The organism is Actinomyces sp. AC-20-1, from assembly GCF_023369555.1.
GTDB lineage: Bacteria > Actinomycetota > Actinomycetes > Actinomycetales > Actinomycetaceae > Actinomyces.
In genome coordinates this window covers 15,393-33,088 of sequence record NZ_JACJVC010000022.1, presented here as the reverse complement: position 1 = coordinate 33,088, position 17,696 = coordinate 15,393, and the positions used below count along the sequence as shown (strand labels likewise).

At 70.1% G+C, this 17,696-nt stretch carries 16 protein-coding genes; 8 read left to right on the top strand and 8 right to left on the bottom strand.

The features are described 5' to 3' along the window. The first annotated feature begins 197 nt into the window (after positions 1-197). The 6 genes from H6X67_RS10655 to H6X67_RS10630 all read left to right on the top strand — a co-directional run bounded on the left by H6X67_RS10655 (position 198) and on the right by H6X67_RS10630 (position 7,997). Entirely contained in the window at positions 198-2,078 is a 1,881-nt protein-coding gene (locus H6X67_RS10655; protein ID WP_249435530.1) for a hypothetical protein, read from the top strand. A gap of 138 nt (positions 2,079-2,216) precedes the next feature. Further along, positions 2,217-3,143 (top strand): thioredoxin-disulfide reductase, encoded by a 927-nt coding sequence (gene trxB, locus H6X67_RS10650; protein ID WP_249368085.1) that lies wholly within the window; start codon positions 2,217-2,219, stop codon positions 3,141-3,143. Between the two features lie 77 nt (positions 3,144-3,220). After that, positions 3,221-3,547 carry a thioredoxin gene (gene trxA, locus H6X67_RS10645; protein ID WP_249368083.1) on the top strand — a complete coding sequence of 109 codons (327 nt, stop codon included), beginning with the start codon at positions 3,221-3,223 and terminating at the stop codon, positions 3,545-3,547. Positions 3,548-3,668: 121 nt separating this feature from the next. Further along, positions 3,669-5,108, top strand: a complete 1,440-nt coding sequence (gene thrC / locus H6X67_RS10640; protein WP_249368081.1) for a threonine synthase — start codon at positions 3,669-3,671, stop codon at positions 5,106-5,108. Positions 5,109-5,722: 614 nt separating this feature from the next. Next, positions 5,723-7,030 (top strand): aminotransferase-like domain-containing protein, encoded by a 1,308-nt coding sequence (locus H6X67_RS10635; protein WP_249368079.1) that lies wholly within the window; start codon positions 5,723-5,725, stop codon positions 7,028-7,030. 10 nt (positions 7,031-7,040) lie between these two features. Further along, positions 7,041-7,997 (top strand): D-alanine--D-alanine ligase family protein, encoded by a 957-nt coding sequence (locus tag H6X67_RS10630; protein ID WP_249368077.1) that lies wholly within the window; start codon positions 7,041-7,043, stop codon positions 7,995-7,997. A gap of 351 nt (positions 7,998-8,348) precedes the next feature. On the opposite strand, the gene H6X67_RS10625 is transcribed toward H6X67_RS10630, so the two are convergent. The 8 genes from H6X67_RS10625 to rpmH form a co-directional block, all read right to left on the bottom strand. Next, positions 8,349-9,587: a ParB/RepB/Spo0J family partition protein gene (locus tag H6X67_RS10625; protein ID WP_249368075.1), complete on the bottom strand. Its 1,239-nt coding sequence runs from the start codon at positions 9,585-9,587 to the stop codon at positions 8,349-8,351. Next, positions 9,587-10,492: a ParA family protein gene (locus tag H6X67_RS10620; protein ID WP_249368074.1), complete on the bottom strand. Its 906-nt coding sequence runs from the start codon at positions 10,490-10,492 to the stop codon at positions 9,587-9,589. The genes H6X67_RS10625 and H6X67_RS10620 overlap by 1 nt, the downstream gene beginning before the upstream one ends. Positions 10,493-10,630: 138 nt before the next feature. Next, the gene (gene rsmG, locus H6X67_RS10615; protein ID WP_249368072.1) at positions 10,631-11,314 is read right to left on the bottom strand and encodes a 16S rRNA (guanine(527)-N(7))-methyltransferase RsmG; all 684 of its coding nucleotides are present in this window, start codon (positions 11,312-11,314) and stop codon (positions 10,631-10,633) included. Between the two features lie 31 nt (positions 11,315-11,345). Beyond that, entirely contained in the window at positions 11,346-11,897 is a 552-nt protein-coding gene (locus H6X67_RS10610; protein ID WP_249368070.1) for a Jag family protein, read from the bottom strand. A gap of 84 nt (positions 11,898-11,981) precedes the next feature. Further along, on the bottom strand, positions 11,982-13,166 hold the full coding sequence (gene yidC, locus H6X67_RS10605) for a membrane protein insertase YidC (protein ID WP_249368068.1): 1,185 nt from the start codon (positions 13,164-13,166) through the stop codon (positions 11,982-11,984). A gap of 69 nt (positions 13,167-13,235) precedes the next feature. Continuing rightward, positions 13,236-13,565: a membrane protein insertion efficiency factor YidD gene (gene yidD, locus H6X67_RS10600; RefSeq protein WP_249368066.1), complete on the bottom strand. Its 330-nt coding sequence runs from the start codon at positions 13,563-13,565 to the stop codon at positions 13,236-13,238. Between the two features lie 17 nt (positions 13,566-13,582). Beyond that, positions 13,583-13,939: a ribonuclease P protein component gene (rnpA, locus tag H6X67_RS10595; RefSeq protein ID WP_249368064.1), complete on the bottom strand. Its 357-nt coding sequence runs from the start codon at positions 13,937-13,939 to the stop codon at positions 13,583-13,585. Between the two features lies 1 nt (position 13,940). Next, positions 13,941-14,078: a 50S ribosomal protein L34 gene (gene rpmH, locus H6X67_RS10590; protein WP_017177846.1), complete on the bottom strand. Its 138-nt coding sequence runs from the start codon at positions 14,076-14,078 to the stop codon at positions 13,941-13,943. Between the two features lie 380 nt (positions 14,079-14,458). Between rpmH and dnaA the strand changes: the two genes are divergently transcribed. Next, entirely contained in the window at positions 14,459-16,138 is a 1,680-nt protein-coding gene (gene dnaA, locus H6X67_RS10585) for a chromosomal replication initiator protein DnaA (RefSeq protein ID WP_249368062.1), read from the top strand. Positions 16,139-16,560: 422 nt separating this feature from the next. Beyond that, positions 16,561-17,694 (top strand): DNA polymerase III subunit beta, encoded by a 1,134-nt coding sequence (gene dnaN, locus H6X67_RS10580; protein WP_249368060.1) that lies wholly within the window; start codon positions 16,561-16,563, stop codon positions 17,692-17,694. Positions 17,695-17,696: the final 2 nt, after the last annotated feature.

The following is a 17,696-nucleotide window of genomic DNA, read 5'->3' as shown; positions in this document are numbered from 1 at the left end:
GCGCGGGGCGGGCGCTCGCGCGGCTGGGCCGGGCGCTGGCGCTGCCGGCGGCCGGTGAGGGGGCGGCGGCCACCTCGCCGTCCGACCAGGTGGCTGCCGGCGACCGGCACGCCCCACACGAGGTGGAGGTCGCGGATAGACTCGGCGCGAGCGCCTTGACGGCGCCAGAGCGCACACGCACGGAAGGGGGGCCCACTGTGGTCGCTGCCGGTCGCCCCGCGCCTGCGGACGGCACGCCCCCGGGCACCCCTATCGGCTCCGGCCGCTACCGCCTCACCGCGCCCCTGCCGGCGACGCTGCCGCGCATCGTGCGCCACGTCGGGCGGGACACGATCCTCGACCGTGACGTCACCGTCCTGGCCCTGACGGCCGCCACCCGCAACCGCCAGGAGGTCCTGTCCACGGCCGCCCGGGCGGTCCTCGTGGAGGACCCGCGCACCCAGCGGGTCCTGGACGTCGAGCACGCGGACCCCGGCCACGTCATCACCGAGCCGGCGACCGGCCGCACGCTCAGGACCCTCGTCGGCTCCGGCCTGACTCCTGACCAGGTGCGCGCGCTCATCGGCGAGGTCGCGGAGGCCCTGGACGCCTGCTCCCTGCGCGGACTGCACCACCTCAACCTCTCGCCGGAGTCCGTGCGCCTGCGCCCCGACGGCACCGTCCAGCTCTCCGGCGTCGGCATCGAGGCCGCGCTGCTGGGCCTGGAGGACGCCGGGGCCGACCCGCTCGCGGCCGACCGCACGGACGCCCGCGCGCTCGTCGAGCTGCTCTACTACGGCCTCACGGGACGCTGGCCGGGCAAGCGGGCGGGCATCGCCTCGGCTCCGCTGCACGCGGGCGCGCCCGTCGCCCCCTCGAGCCTGGTCCCCGCCGTGGCCGGCCACCCGGACCTGGACGCGCTCGTGGCTCGCACCTGGGGCGGGGCCCCGCCCCAGTCCGCCGCCGAGGTGGCGCACGCCCTGCGGCCGTGGGACACCTCGGTGCTGCCCGTGGTCGAGACCGCCCCGGAGCCTGTCGTCCCGGCCGAGGAGGCGGAGAGCCCCTCGGCTCTCACCTCCTCCGCCCTCACGGCGGCCTCCGGCCTGGCGACGGCCTACGCCGTCGTCGCCGGGGGTGTCACTCAGGCGGCTGCGCAGGCCGCCTCAGGTGCCAAGGGCCTGCTGTCCCGCCTCAAGGGCCTGTCCACCGCGCGGGCCGTGCCCCCGGCCACCGAGCCCGGCGTCGCCGCCGCTCCCACCGCGACCCCCGGGGTGTGGGCGGGCACCTCCGGCGCTGACAGGGCCGACAGGGCCGATGGTGCCACCGTCACTCTCGGCGCCCTGGCGCCGGAGCTGGTCGCCGAGGACGTCGTCCCCGGCTCGCCGGAGGGGTGGTCCCCTGCCGGGCCGGCCCCCGGCGCGTCCGCCCCGCACGTCGGTGCAGCGGCCCCCTCGGATGAGGACGAGGACTCAGGCGGCCCCCGCCTGAGCCTCACGACCGTCGTGGTCATGCTGCTGGTGCTCGTGGCGGTCGTCGTCGGCGTGTACTTCGCCGTCAGCAACCTCGTCCAGCTCGGTCGCGTGCCCATCGCCGACGACGACGTCCCCGCCGCGCGCACGGTGCCGACCCCGGCGCCCGCTGAGGAGGGGACTGAGGAGCAGGCCGAGCCCAGCGCGCCCGCCGTCGTCAGCGGTGCCGAGTCCCTGGACCCCTACGGCGACGACAACGAGCACCCGGAGCTGGCCGGCAACCTCGTCGACGGCGACCCCTCCACCGAGTGGTACTCGCGCTACTACGCGGCCTCGTCACTGGCGTGGAAGCAGGGCATCGGTGTGGCGGTGAGGCTCGAGACCGCGACGGAGGTCTCCAGCATCGAGCTGCAGGGCACGGGTGCGGGCGGCAACGTGCAGATCCGTGCGACGAGCCCTGAGGACCCGACCGGGGGCACGCTGCTGGCGGAGGGCCCGCTCACCGCCGGCACGACGACCTTCACCTTCCCGGCGACGTCGACCGGGTCGGTGGTCGTGTGGGTGACGGACCTGCCGACGGCCTCGGACGGGCTGCTCAAGATGACCGTCACCGAGATCACTCTTCGATAAGATAATGCGCGGGAACATTCCCTTCTCATCACCGGTTCTTCCGAGTGATACTCAGAGGCATCCACACACCGGAAGCGCCCGCGACGGCATTCCGGGGCCCGCTCACCGCGGACCAGCCCCGTCTACTCGAGGAGACTCATGATCCACGACGTCGTCATCGTCGGCTCCGGCCCCGCCGGCTACACCGCCGCGATCTATGCCGCCCGGGCCCAGCTCAAGCCGGTCATCCTCGGAGGGTCCGTCACCACCGGCGGCGCCCTGATGAACACCACCGAGGTCGAGAACTACCCCGGCTTCGTCGACGGCGTCATGGGCCCCGACCTCATGACCCAGATGCAGGAGCAGGCCGAGCGCCTGGGCGCCGAGCTGCGCTACGAGGACGTCGTCTCCCTGGACCTCACCGGCGACATCAAGCGGGTCACCACCGACGACGAGGTCTACGAGGCCCGCACCGTCATCATCTCGACCGGCTCGGAGTACCGCAAGCTCGGTCTCGAGCACGAGGACCGCCTGTCCGGCCACGGCGTGTCCTACTGCGCCACCTGCGACGGGTTCTTCTTCAAGGACCAGCCCATCGTCGTCGTCGGCGGCGGCGACTCGGCCATGGAGGAGGCCACCTACCTCACCCGCTTCGGCAGCTCCGTGACGGTGGTGCACCGGCGCGACCAGCTGCGCGCCTCCGCGGCGATGGCCGAGCGCGCCAAGAACGACCCGAAGATCACCTTCGCGTGGAGCTCCACGGTGACGGCCCTCCACGGTGAGGACGCCCTCGAGTCCATCACGCTCACGGACACCGTGACGGGTGAGCAGCGCCGGATCCCGGCCGCCGGGCTCTTCGTCGCCGTCGGCCAGATCCCGCGCTCCGAGCTCGTGCGCGGCGTGCTCGACCTGGACGAGGCCGGCTACATCCGGGTCGCCTCACCGAGCCAGCGCACGAACGTGCCCGGTGTCTTCGCCTGCGGTGACGTCGCCGACCCGACCTACCAGCAGGCGGTCACCGCGGCCGGCTCCGGCTGCCGCGCCGCCCTCGACGCCCAGGAGTACCTGGCCGCGCTGTCCGCCTGAGGGGCACCCGGCCCCGCTCCTCGTCCCGGCCACCGGGCCATCAGCATCCACTCGTCAGAACCACCATAGGAGAGTCCATGTCTTCCGTCTCCCCCGTCACCGACGCCACCTTCGCCTCCGAGGTCCTCGCCTCCGATATCCCGGTGGTCATCGACTTCTGGGCCGAGTGGTGCGGCCCCTGCCGTCAGATGGCGCCCGTCGTGGACGAGATCGCCGCCGAGCTGGACGGCAAGGTCAAGTTCGTCAAGGTCGACGTCGACGAGAACCCGGCCACCGCCCGGTCCTTCGGCGTCCGCTCGATCCCGACCTTCGCCGTCGTGCGCGACGGCGAGGTCTTCCACCAGTTCGCGGGCTCGCGCCCCAAGGCTGCCTTCCGCTCCGAGGTCGAGCGCGTCCTGTCCTGAGGCCCGCGCCCACGCCATACGGACTCACGACCGCTCCGTGAGCGTTGTGGGTCCGTATGGCGGCCGCCGGTAGGCTGTGGCCGCAGGCAGTCCACACCACACTCCTCACGAAGGCGGGCACATGCAGTTCATCTCGACGCGCGGCGGCATGGAACCGGTCGGCTTCACTGACGTCCTGCTCACCGGGCTTGCTCCCGACGGCGGCCTGGCGGTCCCGGTCGGCCTGCCCGCCCTGTCCGGGGCCGACCTCGAGGAGATGCGCCCGCTGCCCTACGCCGAGCTCGCCGCCCGGGTCATCGGGCTGTACGCCACCGACATCCCTGAGCCGGACCTCCTGGCCCTCACCCGTGCCGCCTACGGTCAGGAGCGCTTCCCCGATCCGGTCGTGCCCGTCACCGGCCTGGACCAGGCGGCCGACGGGCTCGTCGTCGTCGGCCTGTCCGAGGGACCGACGATGGCCTTCAAGGACCTCGCCATGCAGTTCCTGGGACAGGCGATCCCCTACGTCCTGCGTCGCCAGGGCCGCGTGCTCAACATCCTGGGCGCGACGAGCGGCGACACCGGTTCTGCAGCCGAGCACGCCTTCAAGGGCCAGGACGGGGTCAGCGTCTTCATGCTCTCTCCCGCGGGGCGCATGAGCGAGGTCCAGCGGGCGCAGATGTACTCCCTGGACGACGCCAACATCCACAACATCGCCGTGGAGGGCGTCTTCGACGACTGCCAGAACCTCGTCAAGGCCGTCAACGCGGACCAGGCCTTCAAGAGCAGGTACGCCATCGGCGCGGTCAACTCGATCAACTTCGGACGCATCGCGGCGCAGGTCGTCTACTACGTCTGGGCCTGGCTGCGGGTGACGGACGAGCTCCCCGCCGCCGAGCGCTCCGCCTACCGGGTGGACGTCGCGGTGCCCTCGGGCAACTTCGGCAACATCTACGCCGGCCACCTCGCCCGGGAGATGGGGCTGCCGCTGCGTCGGCTCATCCTCGCGACGAACGAGAACAACGTGTTGGACGAGTTCTTCCGCACCGGCGTCTACGCCCCGCGGGCGAGCGAGGACACGCTCGCGACCTCCAGCCCCTCGATGGACATCTCCAAGGCCTCCAACCTCGAGCGCTTCCTCTGGACGCTGCTCGGTCCCGAGGCCTTCGTCCGGGCCTGGCAGCTGCTGGAGGAGGACGGGCGTGTGGACCTGTCCGAGCACGTGGCCACGATGCGCGAGCGCTACGGCTTCGTCTCCGCCTCCTCCACCCACGCCGACCGGCTCACCGCGATCCGGGTCGTTCACGCGACGGCCGGCACACTCATCGACCCGCACACCGCCGACGGCGTGACGGTCGCCCTGCGGCTCATGCAGCCCGGCTTCCCGACACTCGTGCTGGAGACCGCCAAGGCCGCCAAGTTCAGCGAGACGGTCGCCGAGGCACTTGGGGCCGCGCCCGAGCCGGATGCGGTGCTGCGCGCCCTCCTGAAGGCCGAGCAGCACGTGGAGACGATCGCCAACGACGTCGACGCGCTCCGTGCGCTCATCGAGAAGGACGCGCTGGCTACCGAGGAGGCGTGACACCGAGGCACTGCGGTGCTCGGCCGACGTCGTGCACGTCGGTGCTCTGCGGCGCTCCTGTTTCACGTGAAACATCTCGCGCTCGGCGGGCTCGTCCCTGTCTCGTTCCCTGGTCTGGTCCTCCCGCCGGCTCAGGTGGGCCCGGTTCCAGTTGGGCCCAGATGCCCCGTCGACACCCACTCCTCCCGCCGACACCCACCTTGCCTGTTCCCTGGCGAGTCGTCCGCCCGCCTAAGAGACCGCGGGCCCCGGCCGAGGTCGCATCCAGCCCGAGTCGCATCCAGCCCGATATGCACATCGGACGACGCCAAGATCCACACGACTGCCCCTTCTATCGCGATGTTTCACGTAAAACACCACGGTACGACGCACGGAGCTCCTGTCTTCCCCGTGCGCTCCTGTCGTCCCCGAGGGCGCCGGCCTTCCCCGTGCGCGCCGGACTCGTGCTCGCACCCACGACAACGCTTGGACCGCTGCCCACTTCATGCACCCGACACCGTCGACCGTTCATCGGTGCACCAGTGCGACGTTGTGGTCCGCAACCTGGCTGACGTCTCCTTAGTGGCAAACTGGTCCTCACGGTAAGGAGGGTCCCACCGAGCAAGGAGCCGAACGTGAGTGATGCGAACCAGGTCAAGGGCAACCGGCTTGATCCATGGTTGGACAGCTACGCCGCACGCGCTCACGGACTGCGCGCCTCCGAGACTCGCTCACTCTTCGCCGTCGCCGCCCGACCCGAGGTGGTCTCCCTCGCCGGAGGCATGCCGAACCTCAAGGACCTCCCACTCGACGCCCTCGCAGAGGCGACCGCACAGATGATCCGCAAGGACGGGGGCAGGGCCCTGCAGTACGGCAATGGGCAGGGCCTTCCCGCCCTGCGCGAGAAGATCCCCGAGATCATGGCTCTGGAGGGGATCGACGCCGACCCCGAGGACGTCATCATCACCACCGGTTCCCAGCAGGCCGTCGACATCATCACCGAGCTCTTCATCGACCCGGGTGACGTCATCCTCGCCGAGGCCCCCACCTACGTCGGTTCGCTCTCGATCTTCGCCACCTACCAGGCTGATATCCAGCAGGTCACTATTGACGCCGATGGTGTGGTTCCCGAGGCGCTGGAGGAGAAGATCGTCCAGCTCGAGCGCGAGGGCCGGAACATCAAGTTCTTCTACTGCCTTCCGAACTTCCACAACCCCGCGGGCGTCACCCTCTCCGAGGAGCGACGACCTCAGGTCATCGACATCTGCCGTCGGCACCACATCCTCATCGTCGAGGACAACCCTTATGGCCTCCTCGGCTTCGAGGGCCAGACCTACACGGCGCTCAAGACCCTCGCACCGAACGACGTCGTGTATCTCGGGTCCTTCTCCAAGATCTTTGCCCCCGGGTACCGCGTCGGATGGGCCGTGGCGCCCGCCGCCGTGAGGGATAAGATGAAGCTCGCCTCCGAGGCGGCCATCCTCTGCCCCTCATCGGTGGGTCAGTACTCCATCGCGATGTACCTCGACAACTTCGACTGGCAGCAGCAGATCAAGGACTTCCGGGCGATGTACCGGGGGCGGCGCGACGCGATAGTCTCCGCACTTGACGAGTTCATGCCTCAGTGCACGTGGAACGTGCCCGACGGAGGCTTCTACGTGTGGGTCGGCCTGCCTGAGGGGCTCGACGCGAAGGACATGCTTCCTCGGGCGGTCACCAACCTCGTCGCCTACGTCTCCGGCACCGCCTTCTACGCCGGAGGACGCTCGGGTCGCGATCGCATGAGGTTGTCCTTCTGCTACCCCGAGCCCGTGGAGATCCGCGAGGGCGTCCGACGCCTCTCGGAGGTCGTGAGCCGCGACCTGGAGCTGCGAGACATCTTCGGACCCACCTGCTCCCGTCCTGTTGAGGGCATCGTCGCCCCGGCACCCGACCAGATCTGAGGAGAACGCCATGCCGATCCCCACGTCAGAACCCCTGCGTATCGCCATCCTCGCAGGTGGACTCAGCCACGAACGCGACGTGTCCCTGCGCTCAGGCCACCGCGTGGCACAGGTCCTCAAGCACCTTGGCCACACCGTTCTCATTCTCGACGTCGACGCGCGCATGATCGCGTCCCTGCGGGCCTTCGCCCCCGACGTCGTGTGGCCCCTCGTCCACGGCTCGCACGGTGAGGACGGCGGCCTGCAGAACATCCTCATCGCTCTAGGCCTTCCCTACGTGGGCACGCACTCAGACGGCTGCCAGCGTGCATCCTTCAAGCCGACCGCCAAAGCAACCGTGCGCACCGGCGGTGTGCTCACCCCGGACTCGGTGACACTGCCCAAGTCCTACTTCTCCCAGCTCGGTGCGCAGGAGGTCCTTGGTGTCGTCTCCGGCCACCTCGGTCTTCCCGTCGTTGTCAAGCCCAACCAGGGTGGTTCGGGCCTCGGAGTCTCTCTTGTGACCAACGCCGACGAGCTCCGCCAGGCAATGGTCGGCTGCTTCGCCTATGACGAGCGCGCCCTCATCGAGTCCTACGTGCCCGGCCGGGAGATCGCCGTCTCCATCGTCGATGTCGGCAGCGGCCCGCGCCCCCTCCCACCGGTCGAGGTCGTCGCGGAGGGTCAGTACGACTTCGACGCACGCTACAACCCCGGACGCTCCGAGTACTTCGTCCCTGCCCGGCTCACCGAGGCCGAGACCTCCCTCGTCCAGGACACGGCTCTTCGCGTGCACACGACGCTCGGCCTCGGCAATGTGTCGCGCACTGACCTCATCCTGGCCGAGGATAGGACCCCCTGGTTCATCGACGTCAATGTCGTCCCCGGAATGACGGAGACCTCTCTCTTCCCGTTGGCCGCTGAGGCCGACGGCAACCTCCCGGCGATCTACGAGGATCTGGTGAGGAACCCTCTCGTGCGCCCGTGAGTATCCGGTGAGCACCGGGCGGGCCTGCGATGTTTCACGTGAAACATCGCAGGCCCGCTTCGTCGAGCGCCTGCTCTCGACATGGTCCGCGGCAACCCTCGAGGCCCGACCCGGTCCGTCGCGTGGCGGTGCGCCGGGCGCCCACCGCCTCCGTGACGTGTCGTCCTCGGCGCGAGTCCGCGGGCACCGGCGCGACCCCTCCTCGGCCGCGCGTCGTCTGAGACCGACAGCTCCGGCTCAGAATCCAGACTCAGTGTCCAGCGCGGCACGGAACACCATCTGATGCCGGGCATGATCCGGCCGAACCCGTAGACCGCACGCGCAGCAGACTGGCAGGCCGCAGGGGAGATGTCAGTCCTCTGACAGGGAGGTACCAGGCGCCAAGGCTTCGATGAGACGGGCAAGGTCCTCATCGCCGGCGAACTCGATGGTGATCTTGCCCTTCTTCGCACCTCGGGTCACCTTGACCCGGGTGTCGAAGGCGTCGGACAGACGGGTCGACAGCGCGGGAAGCGTCGTGCTGCGGGTGCGCATGACCGGGGTACGGATCTCAGGCTCGTCGTGGAGTGCGACCAGCTCCTCGACCGCCCGCACGGACAGGCCCTCAGCCACAATCTTCTGCGCCAGCCTCTCCATCGCGGAGGCGTCCGGCAGGCCCAGGAGGGCGCGTGCGTGTCCCGCTGACAGGACACCTGCGGCCACACGGCGCTGGACCAGCGCCGGGAGCTTGAGCAGTCGCAACGTGTTGGAGACCTGAGAACGAGAGCGGGCGATGCGCTGGGAGAGCTCCGCATGCGTACAGCTGAAGTCCTCGAGCAGCTGCTGGTAGGCCGCGGCCTCCTCAAGAGGATTGAGCTGGACACGGTGCAGGTTCTCCAGCAGGGCGTCGCGTAGAAGGTCCTCGTCCTCCGTGTACCTGACCACCGCCGGAATGACGTTGAGACCCGCGACCTTGGAGGCGCGCAGACGACGCTCACCCATGATGAGCTCGTAGGTCGTCGAGCCGTCCTCTCCGTCAACGCGTCGGACAACGACCGGCTGGAGCAGCCCGACCTCCTCGATGGAGGCGGCGAGCTCGGCGATGTCGTCGTCGTCGAAGACCTGGCGGGGCTGACGCGGGTTGGGGACGATGAGCTCAACGGGAAGCTCAGCGAAGGTGGCCCCCGGCACCGGGACGAGTCCCTGGTCATCCCCGGTGGTGGACGGCTCCACCGGGTCGGTTGCGGATGTTTCACGTGAAACAGGAGCGACGCCCTCGTCCCGGGGGACATCCTCGGCTGAGGTTCCAGGTGAAACACGACGGTCACTGCTGTGGCCGAGCCCGTCGCCCACCGGTGTTTCACGTGAAACATGAGTCTCAGCCGACCGCCCCGAGCGCCTTGTCCCAGACCGGGCTCGCTTCGAGGGCTCCATGAGCACCTCAGCAATCTCCGCGGCGCGTGATGAGCCCTCGCTACCGCGCTCCACCTCAGCGCCTCGTCCGCTGCCGGGGAAGAACACGTCCGTCGGACGGCTCGAGGGGTTCTCAGTCTGAGCCTCCGGGATGAGCGCTTGGAGACCCCGTCCCAGACCACGCTTCTTCTGTGCCATCAGGCCTCCTCGACGTCCTTGTGCCCGTCAGCGGTACCGCGCTGGGCGATCTCCTGGGCGAGCTGCTTGTACGCTACCGCTCCCGTTGAGCGAGGGTCCCAGAACACCACAGGGGAGCCGAAGGACGGCGCCTCCGCCACGCGGACCGAGCGCGGCACCCGCGTCTGAAGGGTTGCGGACGGGAAGTAGGTGCGGACCTCCGACTCAACCTCACGAGCCAGGGTCGTGCGCTGGTCGAACATCGTGAGCACGATCATCGACACCCGCAGCGCTGGGTTGTGGATCTGGGCGATGCGGTCCACGGACCGGGTGAGCAGGGCGAGGCCCTCAAGCGCGTAGTACTCGGCCTGCATGGGGATGAGCACCTCGCCCGCGGCGACGAAGGCGTTGATCGTCATGATACCCAGGCTCGGCGGGCAGTCAATGAGGACGTAGTCCACACGCGGCAGCCCAAGCTCGGCCCGGCCGAGCAGGTACTCGCGCAGTGCCAGTCTCAGACGCGACTCGCGCTGGGCCGCGTTGATGAGCTCGATCTCGACGGCGGCCGCGTCGATCGAGGCGGGCACGCACCACAGGGAGGGGGCGAAGCGGGTCTGGACGACGACGTCCTGGATCCTCGCGCCCTCGACGAGCACGTCGTAGATGGATGCGGTCTCCTCGTCGTGCTCCACCCCCAGGGCGGTGGAGGCGTTGCCCTGGGAGTCCGCGTCGATGACGAGCACGTGCAGGCCGGTCTCCGCCAGCGCCGCCGCCACGTTGACGGCCGTGGACGTCTTGCCGACCCCGCCCTTCTGGTTGGCGACGGCGATGACCCGGGTCTGGTCGGGACGCGGGAACCCACCGGCCGCGATGTCCTCAAGGACGGCGTGGTCGGCCTGGAGCTGGTCGAAGATGGAACCTGGCAAACCTGTACTCCTCGGGCGACGTCCTGCAGGGGAACCTGTCGGGCACCTCAGTCTATGTGAGGCCTCGGACAACGGGCGCGGGCCTGTGGACAGCGCGGGCCTGTGGACGCGGAGGCACCCAGGTCCGGTGGGACCGGCTCAGCGCCTGGGCCGACGGACCTCGACGATCTTGGTCAGCTCCTCGCCCGGGGTGATGACCTCGTGGATGACTGCCGGCTCGAGCTTGGCCTTCTTGGTGACGTAGCGGGCGTCCTCGACCTCCGCCTCGGCCTTGGCCCCCTTGAGGGCCAGGAGGCTGCCGCCCTGCCGCAGCAGGGGAGCCGTGAGGCGCACGAGCCGAGAGAGGTTGGCGACGGCGCGGGCGGTGACGACGTCGTAACGCTCACGCACCTCCTCGGCCCGTGCCCGCAGGATCTCGACGTTGTCGAGATCGAGCTCGGAGACGACGTCGGAGAGCCACTCCACCCGTCTCTCCATCGTTTCGATAAGTGTTACTTCTAGATCGGGTCGCAACAGCGCGACGACGACCCCCGGGAAACCGGCCCCCGACCCGACGTCGGCCACCGTCCCCCGACCGGGCAGGAAGGGCACGACCGCCGCCGAGTTGACGATGTGGCGGGTCCACAGGCGCGGCATCTCGCGCGGGCCCACCAGCCCGCGCAGCTCACCCTGCTCGGCGAGCATGTGCGCGAAGTGCTCCGCACCCGAGAAGGCGACGCCGAAGAGCGCGCGCACCTCCTCGCTCGGCTCCTCCACCAGGAGCTCCGCGCCGGACCCCTCGTCCTCGAGCGCCCCGAGCGCAGGCTTCTCGTCCGTGGTCATCTCGTCGCTCATCCCGTGCCCCGACCGGCGCTCAGGCCTCGTCGGCGTCCTCAGCAGGAGCGTCGTCGGCCTCCACCTCGTCGGCAGGCAGGACGACCACCCGGCGGTGGGGCTCCGCGCCCTCCGACTCCGAGACCAGGCCGGCGGCCGCGACGACGTCGTGGCAGACCTTGCGCTCGAAGGGGTTCATCGGCTCGAGGGCCACGGTCTCACCGGTGGCCAGGACCTGCCGGACCGCCTCCTGCGCGACCTTCGTCAGCTCCTCGCGGCGTGCGGCGCGGTAGCCGTTGATGTCCAGCATGAGGCGCGAGCGGTTGCCCGTGCGCGCCTGGACGGCCAGACGAGTGAGCTCCTGGACCGCCTCCAGCACCTCCCCGTCCTCACCCACGAGGTCCGCGAGCTCGCGCTCGTCGCCCTCCTCGGAGGCCACGATGGCGATGGAGGCTCGACCGTGGTCGACGTCGATGTCAATGTCGCCGCCGAGGTCGGCGATGTCGAGCAGCTCCTCGAGGTAGTCGGCGCCGACCTCACCCTCCTCCTCGAGGCGCTTGACGGTGCTGGACACGGCGGTGTTGTCAGTCATGGGATCTTCCGTTCTGTGAGGTGAGGACCGCGTGGCGTCAGCGTCGCGGCCCCGCGGAGGTCGTGGACAGGGCCCGGCTCGCTGTCAGCGCCGGCGCTTCTTGCTGTTGTTCTTGCGCTGCTGGCGCTGGCGGGCGCGCTTCTCGTAGCGGCGGCGGGCGATCTCCTCGGGGGTGAGGCCGACGATATTCGTCTCGATCTCCTCGATGGCGGCCTCCTCCTCAGCGCTGAAGCCCGTGGAGGCCTCGTCCTCGGCGGCGCGCTGCTCCTCGGGCGTCGCCGGCAGGCCGGAGCCGCCCTTGCGCTTCTGGCGGTCCTTGCGCACCGGCTGGACGCGCTGACGGCGCTGGCTGGCCTGCTCGGCGAGCTCGGCGGCGCGCTGGGCGGCCTCCTCCTCCTCGAGCGTGGGCAGGCCCTTGGCCACGCGCTTGGCGTTGACGCGCGCACGGTGCTTCTTCTCCGCCTCCGAGCCGGGGGCCGGCATGTTGCGGATGGTGAAGAACTGCTGGCCCATGGTCCACAGGTTCGTCGTCACCCAGTAGACCAGGACACCGATCTGGAACTGCACGCCCGTGAAGGCGAAGAAGATCGGCATGATCGTCATCATCATGCGCTGGGAGCGCATCATGGGGTTGTCGGAGCTCTTGGCGGACTCCGGCATGTTCTTCATGCTCAGCTGCGCCATGGTGTACCACTGCGTGGCCGACATGATGATGATCATGATGACGGTGACGACCTTGGTGGTGACGTCGTCGGAGTTCATGAAGGACGCCGACAGCGGGGCGCCGAAGACGGTGGATGCCTGGACGTCGGCCGCCAGCTCGGCGGTGAGCGGGCCGATGGAGTCGTGCTTGGCGTAGGTGCCCTGGGCGACCGCCTCGAGGGAGGCCAGGACGCGGAAGAGCGCGAAGAAGACCGGCATCTGCACGAGGACCGGCAGGCAGGAGGAGAAGGGGTTGGTCCCGTGCTTGGAGTACAGGGCCATCATCTCCTCCTGCATCTTCTGCTGGGAGGCCGGGTCCTTCTTGTCCTTGTACTTGGCCTGGAGCGCCTGGAGCTCGGGCTGCATGAGCTGCATGCCGCGGCTGGCGCGGATCTGCTTGACGAACAGCGGCATGATGAGCAGGCGCACGACCATCGTCAGGCCGATGATCGAGATGACCCAGGCGGCACCGGGACCGTCGGGCATGCCGATGAGGGTCAGGCCCTTGTGGATGTAGACCATGACCCAGGCAACGGCCACCTTGAGGGGCCAGAGCATCGTGTCCATTGCACTCCTTGCTGTGCGTGCGGGGCCGGGGCCCCGCGGGCCGGTGGTTCCGGCCGGGTCCCGCGCCGGTCAGGGCGTGGCCGTCTCCGGGCGGGGAACGTCGTGGGGGTGGTGGTAGCGCCACTGGCCCGCGTCCGGGACGTGGTCGACACCGCCGCGGGTGAAGGGGTTGCAGCGCAGGACGCGCCAGGTGCCGAGCACGAGGCCCTTGAGCGGGCCGTGGGCCCGGACGGCCTGGACCGCGTAGGCGGAGCAGGTGGGGTAGTAGCGGCAGCGGCGCGGCAGCCCTGGTGAGACCCACTGCTGGTAGAACCTCACGGGCGCCAGCACGAGCCGTGCGAGCACACCCTCACGGGACTGGCCGGCCTGCGGGCCGTGCGCCTGGTCGGAGCCAGTCATCGGGTTCGCCACCGTCCTCACCGTCGTCGTCCCTCGCGCGCACGCGCAAGGTGGCGGTCGAGGTCCGTGCCCAGCTCGGCGCTCGTGGCGCCGTCAGCCCCGGCCAGCCCCCTGACGACCACGCGCGCACCCGGCTCGAGGCGGCCCACGCGCGCGCTCATGAGGGCGCGCACGCGGCGCTTGATCCGGTTGCGGTGGGTGGCCCGGGCGACCTGCTTCTTGGGCACGACGACGCCGACGAGTGCCGGGGACGTGTCCCCGGTCTCGCCGGCTCGGTAGTGGACGACAAGCCTCGGGCTCCCGCTGCGCGCACCCTTCCTCACTGCGGCGGTGAAGTCCTCACCTCGCAGCATCCGGTGCGCGGCCGGGAGCACCTCAGGCAGCGAGACGTGCGCGACCCTTGCGGCGGCGCGAGGCGAGGACGGCTCGGCCGGCGCGGGTGCTCATGCGCTTGCGGAAGCCGTGCACCTTGGCGCGACGGCGGTTGTTCGGCTGGAAGGTCCGCTTGCTCACGGGTGTACTCCTGGTCGGATGATCGGAACCGTGCGTCACGGGGATCGCGGCACGGTCGCTCGCGCTGGCAGCCCCATGGACCGGGACGTGACTCCACGCGAACGTCCGCACCACAGTACGGTTGCGGCTGAGTTACGGTCAAACGCATGGTTGCCCTCAAAGGTGAGAAACCCGCCACTTCGTGCGGGTCGACGACGGCGCCCACCGCCCGGTCCCCCAGCCGAGGAGGTTGTCCACGGGGTGTGGGAAAAGGGGCTCGCAGCGTGTGGAGCGCGGTTGGTGGGCACCCAGTACCCACAGACTCAGTCCCAGCGGGCTCCTGGGGTGACACATTGTCCGTACGTTCTCCCCACATGTGGACAACTCTGTGGAGAACTACCATGATGACAGCCCCGGCCACCCGCCGGACCCACCCGACCGACGCGCGCACCCGCAGCCGTCCCGAGCCCGGAGGAGGGCACGTGCCCGACCAGACCACCGACCTGTGGGCCTCAGCAGTCGACCACCTCTCGACGGCCGGCACCATGGGCACGGGCAAGGTGGCCATGCTGCGCATGACGAGCGTCCTCGACGTCGACGACATCCTCGTCGTCGTCGTCGGCTCCGCCTTCGCCCGCGACACCTTCGAGAAGGACCGGGCCACGATCTCCGCCTCCCTCGCCGCCGTCGCCGGCCGCCAGGTGCCCTTCGAGATCATCGTCGACCCCTCCCTCGAGGCCGTGCCCGCACCGGTCCAGCGCGATCCGCGCCCCACGCCGCGCCCGGCCACCCCACCCGCTGCACCCACTGCACCGGCCGCACCCGTCCCGGTCGCCACCTCCTCACCCGCGGCCGGCCACGGCACCACGACCGCGCCCACCGTCCCCGAGTCCACCGACGGCGCCAACAGCACCACCGGCACCGCACCGGCCGCGGTGAGCGGCACCCACCCGCTCGCACCGACGCCGGCCCGCCCCGCCGGCCTGCGCTCGGTCCCGCAGCCCACCGTCGCGCCCGAGCAGCGTCCGGCCGGCACGGACCACTCCCGCCTCAACCCGCACTACACCTTCGACACCTACGTCACCGGCGGCTCCAACCGCTTCGCCAACGCCGCGTCCCTCGCCGTCGCCGAGGCCCCCGGCACCGGCTACAACCCCCTGTTCATCTACGGGGGCTCCGGCCTGGGCAAGACGCACCTGCTGCACGCCATCGGCAACTACGCCCGCGAGCTGAGCCCGACGACGCACGTCAAGTACGTCTCCAGCGAGGAGTTCGTCTCCGACTTCATCGACTCCGTCCAGGTGGGGCGCATGAGCTCCTTCAAGGACCGCTACCGGGGCGTCGACATCCTCCTGCTCGATGACATCCAGTTCCTCAGCGGCAAGGAGTCCACCCTCGAGGAGTTCTTCCACACCTTCAACGCCCTGCGCCTGGACAACAAGCAGATCGTCCTGACCTCCGACCAGCCCCCCAAGGAGCTCAAGGGCTTCGAGGACCGGCTCATCTCGCGCTTCACCGAGGGCCTGACCGCGGACGTGCAGCCGCCGGACCTCGAGACGCGCCTGGCGATCCTCGCCCGCCGGGCCCGCGACGAGGGCCAGGAGGTGCCCGCGGAGGTCCAGGAGTACATCGCCTCGCGCGTGACGACGAACATCCGCGAGCTCGAGGGCGCGCTCATCCGCGTCACAGCCTTCGCCTCCCTGACGAAGCAGCCCATCGACCTCACCCTGGCGGAGATGGTGCTCAAGGACATCATCTCCGACCCCGACGGCGAGCAGATCACGGCGTCGCTCATCATGGCGCAGACGGCCGACTACTTCGGCATGACCATCGACGACCTGTGCGGCAAGGTCCGCACCAAGACCTTCGTGCACGCCCGCCACGTGGCCATGTACCTGTGCCGCGAGCTCACCGACCTGTCCCTGCCGCAGATCGGACGCGAGTTCGGCAAGGACCACACCACCGTCATCAACGCCAACCGCAAGATCGTCGAGCAGATGTCCGAGCGGCGCTCGACCTACAACGAGGTCATGGAGCTCACCAGCCGCATCAAGCAGGCCGCCCAGACCGCCCGGCGCTGAGGCCCCGGCTCCCGACGTCGGTCGCGGGACCGGCCGGGCCTGTGGACAACCTGGGCAGCCAGCTGGGACAAGCCCCCCGTGCGGCTGTGGACCACTGACACCGTCCTGGGGACGCCCACCCGGCCCGACCCCGTGCGTCCACCGGACCGGCCAGCCGGACACTGAAGCACCCCCGTGTGATTCCACAGCACCCGGCCCCGCGTCGTCGGCCCGAAACCCGTTTCTCCCCAGGATCCACATCTCCTATCACCCCTACAAAGACATATCTCACGCGAGCAACCACATCCCTGCCCGCACGTGGACCCACTCGGACGCCCCGGGCACGCGGTACGTCTAGAATCCGGGTGGATCGTCCTGACCGCAGGACCACAGCACCGCCTCAGCCACCAGCGCCCGGGGCACGCCAGCAGAAGGAGCCCACCGTGAAGCTCAGGGTTGACCGCGACGTCCTCGCCGAGGCCGTGACCTGGACCGCCCGCTCCGTCCCGGCCCGCCCGCCCGTGCCCGTGCTCGCCGGAGTCCGGCTCGAGGCCCAGGGCGCCAGCCTCGTCCTGGCCTCCTTCGACTACGAGGTCTCGGCCCGCTGCGAGGTGCCCGCCGACGTCGAGGAGGAGGGCGTCGTCCTCGTCTCCGGCCGCCTCCTGGCCGACATCGCCAAGGCGCTGCCCTCCAAGCCGGTCGACCTCGAGGTCGAGGGCACCAAGGTCACCGTCTCCTGCGGCTCCTCGCGCTTCTCCCTGGCCGCCATGGCCGCCGACGACTACCCCACCCTGCCGGTCATGCCCGGCGCGGCCGGCACCGTCGACGCCCACGACCTCGCCCAGGCCGTCGCCCAGGTCTCCATCGCCGCCTCGCGCGACGAGACCCTGCCGCTGCTCACCAGCGTGCAGATGGAGGTCGACGGCGACGCCCTGACCCTCATGGCCACGGACCGCTACCGCCTGGCCGTGCGCGAGATGACCTGGAGGAGCGGGGACTCGACGCTGGCGACCCACGCCCTGCTCAAGGCCCGCACCCTGTCCGACGTCGCCAAGTCCCTCACCTCGACCGGTGACGTGACCATCGCCCTGACCGAGCCGGGCTCCACCACCTCCAGCCTCATCGGCTTCGAGGCCGGCGGCCGGCGCACCACGAGCCTGCTCACCGACGGCGACTACCCGCCGGTCCTGCGCCTGTTCCCGGAGACGACGACGATCCACGCGACCGTCGGCCGTGAGGAGCTCATGGGCGCGGTGCGGCGCGTGAGCCTCGTCGCGGACCGCTCCACCCCCATCCACATGACCTTCACCCAGGGCAACCTGGCCCTGGACGCCGGCAGCGTCGAGGACGCCCAGGCCTCCGAGCAGCTGGTCGCCCACCTCGAGGGCGAGGACATCACGACGGCCTTCAACCCGGGCTACCTGCTCGACGGGCTCGGCGCCGTCACCCAGCCCTACGTCACCCTCGACTTCACCCACGCCTCCAAGCCCGCGGTCCTCACCGGCGTGGACTCCATCGGCGGGGAGCCGGACACGTCCTTCCGCTACCTCATCATGCCGATCCGCTTCGGCGCCTGAAC